Here is a 12,364-nt window from a genome sequence, read left to right on the forward strand (position 1 = left end):
CTTGTTTCGCTAGAGGAAAATGATGGACTGTGTCTTTTGCCGTGAAGACGGCGGCGAGGTCTTGTGGTCGGATGACGCAGTGCGCGTCGTCCTCGCCGATGAGCCCGAATGGCCGGGCTTTTGCCGGGTGATCTGGCATGCGCACGTGGCGGAGATGTCCGATCTCGACAACGCCGCCCGGCTCAAGATCATGACGGCGGTAAACGGCGTGGAGCGCGCGATCCGTCGCGTGCTCGCGCCGGCGAAGATCAATCTGGCAAGCCTCGGCAACCAGGTTCCTCACGTTCACTGGCACGTCATTCCGCGCCATTCCAACGATTCCCGTTTCCCGCTGCCTGTCTGGGCGCCGCGCCAGCGCACGGTGTCCCAAGCGCTGTTGTCGAATCGCCGGGCACAGGCCACTTTGTTGCGCGAAGCAGTGCGCGCCGAGATGGCGCTGGCGTTCGGCTGACCCTCTGACCCGGGCTAACTGACCTCCTGATTCAATAAAAAGGCTCACCATGAGCGGACTGACCAAACAAACGCCGATTCCGACGGGGATTGTCGTGCATTCGAAAACGCGCGCCCTTGAGTTGCAATATGGCAACGATCAGACGTATCGGATCCCGTTCGAGCTGTTGCGCGTATATTCGCCGTCGGCGGAGGTACAGGGCCACGGTCCCGGCCAGGAAACCCTGCAAACGGGCAAGCGCGACGTGCTGATCATCGCGATCGAGCCGGTTGGCCACTACGCGCTGCAGCTCAATTTTTCCGATGGCCACAATACCGGTCTTTATTCCTGGGACATCCTGCATGACCTCGCGGTCCGTCAGGATGAACTCTGGGCAGGCTATCTCGCCAAACTGGAAGCGGCGGGCGTTGACCGCGACACGCCAATGATGCCAAAAGCGTCCGGTGGCCACTGCCATTGACCGATTTTTACCTTGTCGCGGCAATTTGTCGCGGCAATCGGCCAAAACCCCTTTTCGGGCGCGGCCAACAACACGAACAAGACAAGGACGAACGCGATGAGCAAGACCCACTTCGGTTTTGAAACGGTCGACGAACAGGAAAAAGCGAAGAAGGTGGCGGGCGTTTTCGATTCGGTCGCAAGCAATTACGACTTGATGAACGACCTGATGTCGGGTGGTCTGCATCGCGCGTGGAAGTTCTTCGCGATCGGCCAGGCGAAGGTTCGTCCTGGCTACAAAGTGCTCGATCTGGCAGGCGGGACGGGCGATCTGGCGAAAGCGTTCGCGAAACAGGCGGGCGAGAAAGGCGAGGTCTGGCACACGGATATCAATGAATCGATGCTGCGCGTCGGGCGTGACCGCCTGATCGATCGAGGCGTGATCACACCGACTCTGATCTGCGACGCGGAGAAGATTCCGTTTCCGGACAATTATTTCGATATCGTTACAGTTGCCTTTGGACTTCGTAATATGACGCACAAAGATGGTGCGTTAGCCGAAATGTATCGGGTATTGAAGCCGGGCGGCCGAGTTCTGGTTCTGGAGTTCTCGAAGGTATGGGAGCCGTTGAAGAAGGCGTACGATCTCTACAGTTTCAAGTTTTTGCCGTGGCTTGGCGACAAATTCGCGAAAGATGCGGATAGCTATCGTTATCTCGCGGAGTCAATCCGGATGCATCCGGACCAGGAAACGTTAAAAATAATGATGGAACGCGCAGGATTGGATCGAGTCGAATATTACAATTTGTCAGGTGGCGTGGTAGCTTTACACGTCGGGACCAAATTTTAGTGTTCCACTTTTATAAGGATTCGAAATGTCCGATTCGCGCTTACCCCAAACTCGGGGTTTCCTGAAGTCGTTATTCAGGAAAGCCGGGGTCGTTGCGCTGGCTGGCGTAATCATGGCCGGTGCTTTGATCGCTGAAGATGCAGAGGCACGCCGCATGGGTGGCGGCCGCAGCATGGGTCGTCAATCAACGACTGCTGCTCAACAGAATCAAGCTACGCCGCCCTCGCAGTCCATGCAGTCGAGCCAGGCCGCCAATGCACAACGTGCAGCACCGGCAGCGGCGCCTGCCGCCGCTGCTGCACAGCCTGCGCGTAACCGCTGGATGGGACCGCTCGCCGGTCTCGCCGCGGGTCTTGGCATAGCAGCGCTGTTGTCGCACTTCGGTCTTGGCGGCGCGTTCGCTGGCGCAATGGCAAACATGATCATGATCGCGTTGATCGTGATGGCCGCTGTGATGGTGTTCCGCTTCATCATGAACCGCAGGAAAAACGCAAACACACCGGCGTATGCAGCCGCCGGCGCGGGTTCGCCGTTCGGCGGATCGGCACGTACCGGGTTTAACCAGCACGAGCCGAGCTATGTTCCGCAGTCGGCGCCGGGCGGTTATGGTCCGTCCGCCGCTGCGCTGAGCAGCGCGTCCACGGCGGGCGCCGTGGACGCCGCGCCGCAGGTCGAGGTGCCGGCAGGCTTCGACAGCGAAGCGTTCGTGCGTAACGCCAAGGTTTATTTCGTGCGCTTGCAGGATGCATGGGACCGAGGCAATTCCAACGATATCCGCGAATTCACCACGCCGGAAATGTTCGCGGAAGTGAAGCTGGATATCGATGCACGCGGTACGCAGCCGAACCGTACCGACGTCGTGCAACTCAACGCCGACATCCTGGGCGTCGAGGAGCGCGGCACGGAAAGCCTTGCCAGCGTGCGTTTCCACGGCCTGATTCGTGAAACGGAAGGCGCTGCTGCCGAACCGTTCATCGAGATCTGGAACCTGTCGAAGCAGAAGTACGGCAACGAAGGCTGGTTGCTGGCCGGGATTCAGCAGGTCAGTTAATTGGCAGATGGCAAGCTGGATGACGGGCTGAAAAAGCCGGTCGTCCGGGCGTTAGAGTGTAGGCCTTATGGCTAACGTGACGTTCGCGTTGCCAGGGGGCAAACGATAACGCCGGTTGCAAAGGTAGAATAGAAACCCGCGCGAGTGACCGCTTGCGCGGGTTTTTTCATCTCAGAGCCGATGACGCACGCAGACGAATTCGCCCCCCCCGCAGCACCTTCTGCCACTCAGGCCGCAGCCAGAACCGCATCGAAAGCGTTCGCGGCCGCTGTGAACCATGTGCTCGCGCGCGAATCCTGGGCTCGCGAGCGCCTTGTGCCTTACGCCGGCAAGACCGCGCAGCTGGCACTCTCGCCGTTCTCGCTGTTGTTGATGGTCCAGCCGGACGGGTTCATTGCCGCCGTCGACGAAACCGAGGCGCGCACTTTCGACGTTACCCTCTCTGTTCCCGCCGAGGCCGTCCCGGCGTTCCTGCAAGGCGGCCAGGCGGCTGTGATGAAACACGTCCGCATAGAAGGCGACGCGGAGTTCGCGACCACCATCGCGAAGCTGGCCGAACATCTGCGCTGGGAGCCCGAAGAAGATCTGGCCCGCGTAATTGGCGACGGCCCCGCTCACCGCATTGGCTCGACCGTACGCAAGGTGAGTGAACAAGCGCGCCGCTCCGGTCGGAATCTGCTTGAATCGGTGGCTGAATATCTGCTCGACGAACAACCTCAACTCGTGCGCCGCAGCGCCCTCGACACGTTCAATGCCGAACTGTCGGAAGCCCGGGACGCGCTTGCGCGCGTCGAAAAACGCATCGAGCGACTCGAACAAAAAGCCGAAGCCCGAGGCGCGTCAGCGTCCGGCGCCGCGTCAGCGCGCGGCACGAGCAAGTAATGGGCTGAACCATGCGTCTTCTGCGTTTCCTCAAGATTTTTTTCACCGTAGTGCGATTCGGGCTCGACGAACTGGTGATGAGCGGCATCCAGGACCGCCGTGTCCGCTTGCTCATGCGCGTCACCACGTTCGGCCGCAAGTTCGACGTTCCACGCGGGGTGCGGCTGCGTCTCGCGCTTGAAAGCCTTGGACCCATCTTCGTCAAGTTCGGGCAGGTGCTGTCAACGCGGCGCGATTTGCTTCCTGTCGACATAGCGAACGAACTCGCCAAGCTTCAGGATCAAGTGCCGCCATTCGATTCGGATGTTGCTATCGGCCTTGTGGAGAAGTCGCTGGGCTCACCCATCGACGTTTTGTTCGACGACTTCGAACGTGTACCGGTGGCGAGCGCATCGATCGCGCAGGTGCACTTCGCCAAGATCAAGACCGGCGCGCATGCGGGCAAGGCAGTAGCGGTGAAGGTGTTGCGGCCGAACATGCTGCCCGTGATCGACTCGGATCTCGCGTTGCTGCGCGACATTGCGTACTGGACCGAGCGGCTATGGGCGGACGGCAAGCGGCTGAAGCCGCGCGAAGTGGTTGCCGAGTTCGATAAGTATCTGCACGACGAACTTGACCTGATGCGCGAGGCTGCGAACGGCAGCCAGTTGCGCCGCAATTTCGCGGGCCTTGATTTGCTGATGGTGCCCGAGATGTATTGGGACTATTCAGCGCCCACCGTGCTGGTGATGGAGCGCATGGTCGGCGTGCCGATCAGCCAGGTGGAAGTGCTGCGAGCGGCGGGCGTGGATATTCCGAAGCTGGCGCAGGAAGGCGTCGAGATATTCTTCACGCAGGTATTCCGCGACGGCTTTTTCCACGCCGACATGCATCCCGGCAACATCCAGGTGAGTCTCGCGGAAGAGACGTTCGGGCGGTATATCGCGCTGGACTTCGGGATTGTCGGCGCGTTGTCCGATTTCGATAAAAACTATCTGGCGCAGAATTTCCTGGCGTTCTTCAAGCGCGACTATCACCGGGTGGCCACGCTGCATCTGGAATCGGGCTGGGTGCCGCCGAGCACGCGTGTCGAAGAGCTGGAAAGTGCTATCCGCGCGGTCTGCGAGCCTTACTTCGACCGGGCGTTGAAGGATATTTCGCTGGGCCAGGTGCTGATGCGGCTCTTTTCCACTTCGCGCCGCTTCAACGTCGAGATTCAGCCACAACTCGTGCTGCTGCAGAAAACGATGCTGAACGTGGAAGGGCTCGGCCGGTCGCTCGATCCCGAACTCGATCTATGGAAAACCGCCAAGCCGTATCTCGAACGGTGGATGAACGAGCAGGTCGGCTGGCGCGGCTGGTACGAAAGACTGAAATTGGAAGCGCCGCAATGGAGCAAGACGCTGCCGCAGTTGCCACGCCTGATTCACCAAGTACTGGCTGACCGGCATGACCAGCCGCGCGGCGGCAATGACGAGCTCATGCGCATGATCCTGCTTGAGCAGAAACGCACGAATCGTTTGCTGCAAGCGTTGCTGATATTCGGGCTAGCGGTGGGCGCGGGCGCTGTGCTTGTCCAGTTCTGGCAGGTATTTGCATACGGAGGTTGAGGGCACCATGATTGACACTCGCAAACCTGCTGAGCCCGCTGTTCCGCCCAGCTTCGACACGCGCGACCCGAATTCCCCCGATTTCTGGAACGAGCGCTTCGACCAGCGCTTTATGCCTTGGGATCAGGCCGGCGTGCCCGAAGCGTTCAAGGCGTTTGCCCTCAAGCATCGGAACGCCTTGGCGAATGTGCTGATCCCCGGCTGCGGCAGTGCGTACGAAGCGCTATGGCTTGCGCGCGAAAACTGGCCGGTCCGGGCTATCGATTTTTCACCAAGCGCCGTTGCTGCGGCACGTGAACAATTGGGCGAACACGCTGGCGTGGTTGAGCAAGCCGATTTCTTCACGTACCAGCCACCGTTCGAAACGAACTGGATTTATGAGCGCGCATTCCTGTGCGCTTTGCCGCGAGGCCGTTGGCAGGATTACGCCGTGCGCATGGCCGAACTGCTGCGGCCCGGCGCGCTGCTGGCGGGTTTCTATTTCCTTGGCGAGACACCCAAGGGGCCGCCGTTCGGCATTGAGCGGGGCGCGCTTGATGCCCTGCTGACGCCGTATTTCGAGCTCGTGGAAGAGCTTGAAGTGACCGGATCCATCGACGTCTTCGCGGGACGCGAACGCTGGCTTACCTGGCGTCGGCGTGCGCCGACAGCTAACCCTCCCGCCTGAATCCACCGTATCCAGCGTGTCGCCTGTAGTCGGCTGACACGACCCCGTACCTGCATCAAGCGGCCTGCGCTTGCACACGCTCTGTTTCGACAAAAGAAACCTGCGCAAACCTGCCGCATCCCCTTGAAACCTAAGCCTGCCAACCCAAAATTAAGGGTTGGCCGATGGTTTGCGGCTATAATTCAAGGCTTTGCAAGCGCCGAAACGTTAATCGTAGGAAGAGTGACATGCCGATCTACGCGTACCGCTGCGAGTCCTGCGGCTTCGAAAAAGACGCGCTCCAGAAGATGAGCGATGCACCGCTCAAACAGTGCCCGCAGTGCGGGAAGGAAACATTCGTCAAGCAGGTGACGGCCGCGGGCTTTCAGTTGAAGGGTTCCGGCTGGTACGTGACCGACTTCCGCGGTGGCAATAATGGCGCCGCCGCTGTCCGGAAGGAAGAGGGCGGTAAGAAGGACGAGGGCGCCAAAGCCGAAACGAAGAGCGAAGGCGCATCGGATTCGGGTAATTCGAGTAAAGAGTCGAGCAAGGATTCAGGTAATCAGTCGTCGAAGACCGATTCGGCCACTGCAAGCGCGCCGGCGGCAGGCAGCACGACGTCGGCTGCTGCGTCATCGGGCAAACCGGCGTCGCCTGCATCGAATTGATGCTTGTGGCTGGAGCGAAGCGCGAAGCCTGCAACGCAATCTTGCCCGACCTGTGCGTCCAGTGCGCTCAGTTGCACGATCTGCTCGATCTGTCCGATCGCACGCAAGAAGATGACCGCCCGACGCCATGAATGTGCAGCGGGCGGCGAACCAGCCAAACCGTTGAGGCCCACGCGGGGCGGCCTTCCGGCTGTGTAAATGACGACCAAAAAGACTACGTTGAAATCCGTGTTCGCGACCGGCCTGCTGGTGCTGGTTCCACTCGCCATCACGCTGTGGGTGATCGGGCTCGTGATCGGGACCATGGACCAGACGCTCCTGCTGCTGCCGGAATCCTGGCAGCCCGAGCGGCTGTTCGGTTTTCATCTGCCGGGCCTCGGCGCTGTGCTGACGCTCGCCTTCATTTTCGTCGTGGGCTTGCTCACGCAGAACTTCGTCGGCCAGAAACTGGTCGAGTGGTGGGATGTGATCGTGCGTCACATTCCCGTGGTCGGACCGCTGTATACCAGCGTTAAACAGGTGTCGGACACGTTGCTCTCCAGCAGCGGCAACGCGTTTCGCAAGGCACTGCTGATCCGTTACCCGCATTCGGGGTCCTACACCATCGGTTTCCTGACGGGCATTCCCGGCGGCGACGTGGTCAATCACCTGACCGAAGATCATGTGAGCGTCTACGTGCCGACCACGCCGAATCCCACCTCGGGTTTCTTCCTGATGGTGCCGAAAAGCGAAGTCATCGAGCTCGACATGTCTGTCGATGCTGCGTTGAAGTACATCGTCTCGATGGGAGTAGTCGCGCCGTCCATGCCGCAAGCGCAGGCCGCGCCGCGCCGCCCCGTCGATCCGCCGCTGTAATGCCGGCGTGCCGCGAACAACGCTTGAGGGCTTGTGCGCGCGCGCCGTTGATCAATGAATAACGAAAGACACAACATCATGTCGATGAGATCTGAATACTGCGGTCTGGTGACCGAAGCTCTGCTGGGCCAAAGCGTTTCGCTGTGCGGCTGGGTACATCGCCGGCGCGACCATGGCGGCGTTATTTTTATCGATTTGCGCGATCGTGAGGGCCTCGTGCAGGTCGTCTGCGATCCGGATCGCGCTGAAATGTTCAAGGTGGCCGAAGGCGTGCGCAACGAGTTTTGCGTGCAAGTGAAGGGTGTCGTGCGCGCTCGTCCTGAAGGCACGGCGAACGCCGGGCTGACGAGCGGCAAGATTGAAGTGCTGTGCCATGAGCTGAATGTGCTGAACCCGTCGGTAACGCCGCCGTTCCAGCTCGACGACGACAACCTCTCCGAAACCACGCGCCTTACGCATCGCGTGCTCGATTTGCGCCGTCCGCAGATGCAGCAGAACCTGCGTTTGCGTTATCGCGTGGCTATTGAAGTGCGCAAGTATCTGGATGCGCAGGGTTTTATCGATATTGAAACGCCGATGCTCACCAAGAGCACGCCGGAAGGTGCGCGCGATTACCTGGTGCCGTCGCGTACGAACCCGGGTCAGTTCTTCGCGCTGCCGCAGTCGCCGCAATTGTTCAAGCAATTGCTGATGGTGGCGAACTTCGACCGCTACTACCAGATCGTGAAATGTTTCCGCGACGAAGATCTGCGCGCGGATCGTCAGCCGGAATTCACGCAGATCGACTGTGAAACGTCGTTTTTGACGGAACAGGAAATTCGTGATCTGTTCGAAGCGATGATCCGTCACGTTTTCAAGGAAACGATCAACGTCTCGCTCGACGAGAAATTCCCGGTCATGCTGTACTCGGAAGCCATGCGCCGTTTCGGCTCGGACAAGCCGGATCTGCGCGTGAAGCTGGAATTCACGGACCTGACGGACGCGGTTCGCGACGTCGATTTCAAGGTCTTCAGCACGCCGGCCAATTCCAAGGACGGCCGCGTGGCGGCGATCCGCGTGCCGCGTGGCGGCGAGATGTCGCGCAGCGAGATCGACGGCTACACGGAATTCGTGCGCATCTACGGCGCGAAGGGCCTGGCCTGGATCAAGGTGAATGACATCGCGAAGGGGCGCGACGGCCTGCAAAGCCCGATCGTGAAGAACCTGCACGACGCATCGATCACCGCGATCATCGAGCGGACCGGCGCGCAGAACGGCGACATCATTTTCTTCGCGGCGGATCGTTCGAAAGTCGTGAACGACAGCCTGGGCGCGTTGCGTCTGAAGATCGGCCATTCGGAATTCGGCCGCGCGAACGGCTTGTTCGAAAAGGGCTGGAAGCCGCTGTGGGTGACCGACTTCCCCATGTTCGAGTTCGACGAGGAAGACAACCGTTACGTGGCTGCGCATCACCCGTTCACGAGCCCGAAGGACGAGCATCTGGAATATCTGGAAACGGACCCGGGCCGCTGCCTCGCGAAGGCCTATGACATGGTGCTGAACGGCTGGGAAATCGGCGGCGGATCGGTGCGGATTTATCAGGAAGAAGTGCAGAGCAAGGTGTTCCGCGCACTCAAGATCGGCGCTGAAGAAGCGCGTATCAAGTTCGGCTTCCTGCTTGACGCGCTTCAGTACGGCGCGCCGCCGCATGGTGGTATTGCGTTCGGGCTGGACCGGATCGTCACGATGATGGCAGGCGCCGATTCCATCCGCGACGTGATCGCTTTCCCGAAGACGCAGCGCGCGACCGATTTGTTGACGCAAGCGCCGAGCGAAGTGGACGAAAAGCAGCTGAAGGAATTGCATATTCGTTTGCGTGCGCCGGAGCCGAAGCCGCAGTAAGCTTGGGCAGCATCACGGGTTGAACAAAAAAGGCGCCGCAGGGCGCCTTTTTCGGTTCATGGGGTCTCTGGAACTGTCTTGAAAACTCTCCATGCGCGTCAGACCCGGCGAATGCGTTATAGCGCGGCCAGATAGTCGAATGTCTCAGGGTGTTGCTCGACCAGTTTGATCAGCACTGCGGCCTGAGCATTAGGTTTTGCAGTTCCTTGCTCCCAGTTCTCGAGCGTGCGCGGGTTGACGCGCAACCGGTGAGCCAGCACCGCTCGTGAAACATTCATTTTGGTTCGCATTTCCCTGATCTCGGCCGCCGAAACTTCCACCCGTGACGGAATCTCCATATCGATCGTCCGCAAAGTCACTTTGCCTTTCCGCTGATCCTCCAACGCGGTGACACCTTGCTTTAATTCCGCAAACAGATTGCGTTTCATTCGTTGTTCCTCAAAGTCACTTCTGCGCTCAAAGCGGACGCCAATTCCCGGCGGTCGTCATTTGATAGGTCGTCCATTTCGTCTTTGCCGTAGAGCGTAAACAACCAGACTTGCCAGCCAGTAACCCAGTAGTAGTAAATCACGCGGATTCCGCCGCGCTTTCCTTTTCCTCGCTTGGTTGTTGCCGAAGCGAAGCTTACGGAGGCCACCGGTGCCTTTAATGACGTCGCCCGCAGTGGGGTGAGCAAGCAGCTCTGCCTGAGGCCTGCGATATTCGTCATCGTCAAGATAGTCTTCCCGGTACCGACTGAACGCAGGTAATTCTATAAAAGTCAGTTTCATTGAATATACGCAAGTTACGTATGATGAGCAAGGTGCGCGGCTGCGCCCCGACGTGATCAGTCGAATACATCACAAGGAGGGGCTGACGTTATTGTGGACAGCTCAATACGGGAAGGCAGTGCGTTGACCAAAAGCACCTTTGCGATGTTTTTTGACCGATTGCACCAATTGGTTGAAGCGGAGTTGATGGGGTTGCTAGCGTCTCGCTCCAGTTCACGCCGCGCCTCCTCCGTCCCCCATTTGCAACAGACGAAACGAAACCGCCACCCGGTGCGCCTTTTCCCGTTTTTAGGTTACATTCTTCGGCCAGCCTCTTATAAAGGCCGCAACGTTCCCACCATGTCCAAGCCGCCGAAAATTCCCGAGTCTGTCCTCGTTGTCATCCATACGCCCGAACTGGACGTGCTCGTCATCGAGCGCTTCGACCGGCCGGGTTTCTGGCAGTCCGTGACGGGTTCGAAAGATCACATCGACGAACCGCTGGTCCTGACCGCGGCGCGCGAGGTTGCCGAGGAAACGGGGATCGTGGTCGGCAGCCCGGGCGTGCCGGAGCGCTCACTGCTCGACTGGCATCACCAGATTGAATACGACATCTACCCTGAATGGCGGCATCGCTATGCTGAAGGCGTCGTACGTAACGTCGAGCACCAGTTCAGCCTGCTCGTCCCGCATTGCGTGGAAGTGACGCTCGCGCCGCGCGAGCACACCGCCTTTCTCTGGCTGCCGCTTCGTGAGGCGGCGGCGAAGTGTTTTTCATCGTCGAATCGTGAGGCGATCCTGCAATTGCCCGAGCGTCTCGCGGAGCACAACCGGTGATCGGTTTCGGCACGCCCAAACGGCGGTTTGCCCGACTCAAACTAGCCCTGTTTGGCGGACGCCGCCCAGTACGGCTGTGCTTCACCATCAACAACACGGTGCGGTTGTTCAAATCCGGCGTGGAATTTTTCCCGGCGCTGATTGAACGCATCGACGCCGCGCAGCACGACGTTTCGCTTGAGACCTACATCTTCAGCGACGATGCAGCCGGCCACGCCATTTCCACCGCGCTGATGAACGCGGCCCGGCGCGGCGTGCATGTACGCGTGATCACGGACGGTATCGGCACGGCGAAGCTTCCGCTCTTCGATGAATGGGCGCAGGCGAACGTCGAGCATCGCGTGTACAACCCGCATCTGTTCGGGCAGCTCGGTTTTTCGCGGACGCACCGTAAGCTGGCGGTTATCGATCATCACGTTGCGTTTTGCGGCGGCATCAATATTGTCGATGACTTCGAGCAGAACGGCGTCCATCTCGACCACGCGCGCTGGGATTTTGCGCTGGAGGCGCAAGGCCCGGTGGTCAAGGACGTGCGGGAAGCCTTCGATCTCCAATGGCAACGGATTCGCCTCGGCGTGAAGCCGCTGGCGCCGCGGCCGCAGGATCAGCAAGGTACGCCGGGGGCATCGTCGAGGACGAACCGGCGCGCGTTGCGAGCACGCCTGCGAGCGCGACGGGGCCTGATCCACGCGGTCGATCAACCGTGCGTGGCGTTCGTCGCCCGCGACAATCTGCTCAATCGGCGCGCAATCGAAAAGGCGTATCTCGCCGCGATTTCGCACGCGGAAAAAGAAGTGATGCTGGCGAATCCGTATTTCATGCCGGGGCGTAAGCTGCGCCGCGCGCTGGCGCGCGCAGCGCAGCGTGGCGTACGCGTCACATTGGTCATCGGGCGAAAGGAGTTTGTCGCGCTCGATTACGCCACGCCGTTCCTGTATCGCAATCTCCTGAAGTACGGCGTGCGGATCGCGGAATACGAGAAAACCATCCTGCATGGCAAAGTGGCCGTGGTGGACTCGAACTGGGCTACGGTTGGATCATCGAATCTGGACGCATTGAGCCTCGTGCTGAACAATGAGGCGAACATGGTGCTGGTGAATCACGAGAACGAGATCGTGAAGCTGCGCGACGCTATCCTGGCCGCCTTCCACGACGGCCGCCCGATTACCGTCGAGCAATACGCGGCGCGCTCCGTTGGTGAGCGTCTGCTTAACTGGCTCGCCTACAACACGTATCGCACGATGATGAAAATGCTCACCATCGGCCGCTACGATTGAGGCGTAAAAACGCCGTGCGGTCAAACCCGGGCCGCCCCGACTGGCTGTCCGCCTATAAACCGGGACAAACTAAGACTCAACCGATAGATATAGTCACAAGTTAGACCCCGGTTTCTAATAAAAAGCTTGTTTCATGAGCGGCTAGCTATAACAATAGTACGGCCGTTCGATTTTATTTCGATTCAACGAA

At 59.6% G+C, this 12,364-nt stretch carries 14 protein-coding genes; 12 read left to right on the top strand and 2 right to left on the bottom strand.

All coding sequences use genetic code 11. The features are described 5' to 3' along the window. Positions 1-22: 22 nt before the first annotated feature. The 10 genes from ACSQ36_RS01740 (at position 23) to aspS (ending at position 9,311) form a co-directional block, all read left to right on the top strand. Positions 23-451, top strand: coding sequence for an HIT family protein (locus tag ACSQ36_RS01740; RefSeq protein ID WP_436183066.1), 429 nt, complete (start codon positions 23-25; stop codon positions 449-451). A 49-nt stretch (positions 452-500) separates the two neighbouring features. Next, a complete protein-coding gene (locus ACSQ36_RS01745) occupies positions 501-911 on the top strand; it encodes a gamma-butyrobetaine hydroxylase-like domain-containing protein (protein WP_436180707.1) in 411 nt (136 codons plus the stop codon). A 96-nt stretch (positions 912-1,007) separates the two neighbouring features. Further along, positions 1,008-1,739: a bifunctional demethylmenaquinone methyltransferase/2-methoxy-6-polyprenyl-1,4-benzoquinol methylase UbiE gene (gene ubiE / locus ACSQ36_RS01750; RefSeq protein ID WP_213765800.1), complete on the top strand. Its 732-nt coding sequence runs from the start codon at positions 1,008-1,010 to the stop codon at positions 1,737-1,739. 25 nt (positions 1,740-1,764) lie between these two features. After that, entirely contained in the window at positions 1,765-2,790 is a 1,026-nt protein-coding gene (locus tag ACSQ36_RS01755; RefSeq protein ID WP_436180708.1) for a Tim44 domain-containing protein, read from the top strand. A 180-nt stretch (positions 2,791-2,970) separates the two neighbouring features. Continuing rightward, the gene (locus ACSQ36_RS01760; RefSeq protein WP_436180709.1) at positions 2,971-3,672 is read left to right on the top strand and encodes a ubiquinone biosynthesis accessory factor UbiJ; all 702 of its coding nucleotides are present in this window, start codon (positions 2,971-2,973) and stop codon (positions 3,670-3,672) included. An 11-nt stretch (positions 3,673-3,683) separates the two neighbouring features. Next, positions 3,684-5,261 carry a ubiquinone biosynthesis regulatory protein kinase UbiB gene (gene ubiB, locus ACSQ36_RS01765; protein WP_213765803.1) on the top strand — a complete coding sequence of 526 codons (1,578 nt, stop codon included), beginning with the start codon at positions 3,684-3,686 and terminating at the stop codon, positions 5,259-5,261. Positions 5,262-5,268: 7 nt separating this feature from the next. Continuing rightward, positions 5,269-5,928, top strand: coding sequence for a methyltransferase domain-containing protein (locus ACSQ36_RS01770; RefSeq protein WP_213765804.1), 660 nt, complete (start codon positions 5,269-5,271; stop codon positions 5,926-5,928). Between the two features lie 227 nt (positions 5,929-6,155). Beyond that, complete coding sequence (locus tag ACSQ36_RS01775) at positions 6,156-6,575, top strand: FmdB family zinc ribbon protein (RefSeq protein WP_436180710.1); 420 nt, start codon at positions 6,156-6,158, stop codon at positions 6,573-6,575. 198 nt (positions 6,576-6,773) lie between these two features. Further along, positions 6,774-7,430 (top strand): DUF502 domain-containing protein, encoded by a 657-nt coding sequence (locus ACSQ36_RS01780; protein ID WP_213765806.1) that lies wholly within the window; start codon positions 6,774-6,776, stop codon positions 7,428-7,430. Positions 7,431-7,508: 78 nt separating this feature from the next. Beyond that, complete coding sequence (aspS, locus tag ACSQ36_RS01785) at positions 7,509-9,311, top strand: aspartate--tRNA ligase (protein ID WP_436180711.1); 1,803 nt, start codon at positions 7,509-7,511, stop codon at positions 9,309-9,311. A gap of 116 nt (positions 9,312-9,427) precedes the next feature. On the opposite strand, the gene ACSQ36_RS01790 is transcribed toward aspS, so the two are convergent. Then, a complete protein-coding gene (locus tag ACSQ36_RS01790) occupies positions 9,428-9,739 on the bottom strand; it encodes a helix-turn-helix domain-containing protein (RefSeq protein WP_436180712.1) in 312 nt (103 codons plus the stop codon). After that, on the bottom strand, positions 9,736-10,026 hold the full coding sequence (locus ACSQ36_RS01795; protein ID WP_436180713.1) for a toxin: 291 nt from the start codon (positions 10,024-10,026) through the stop codon (positions 9,736-9,738). Before ACSQ36_RS01795 ends, ACSQ36_RS01790 begins: the two co-directional genes overlap by 4 nt. Before the next feature lie 394 nt (positions 10,027-10,420). Between ACSQ36_RS01795 and nudB the strand changes: the two genes are divergently transcribed. Both nudB and ACSQ36_RS01805 read left to right on the top strand, forming a co-directional pair. Further along, on the top strand, positions 10,421-10,897 hold the full coding sequence (nudB, locus tag ACSQ36_RS01800; protein WP_213765808.1) for a dihydroneopterin triphosphate diphosphatase: 477 nt from the start codon (positions 10,421-10,423) through the stop codon (positions 10,895-10,897). Continuing rightward, positions 10,894-12,174, top strand: coding sequence for a phospholipase D-like domain-containing protein (locus ACSQ36_RS01805; RefSeq protein ID WP_436180714.1), 1,281 nt, complete (start codon positions 10,894-10,896; stop codon positions 12,172-12,174). The genes nudB and ACSQ36_RS01805 overlap by 4 nt, the downstream gene beginning before the upstream one ends. The last annotated feature ends 190 nt before the right edge of the window (positions 12,175-12,364 follow it).

It is taken from the genome of Caballeronia sp. LjRoot34, from assembly GCF_964253815.1.
Classification (GTDB): Bacteria; Pseudomonadota; Gammaproteobacteria; order Burkholderiales; family Burkholderiaceae; genus Caballeronia.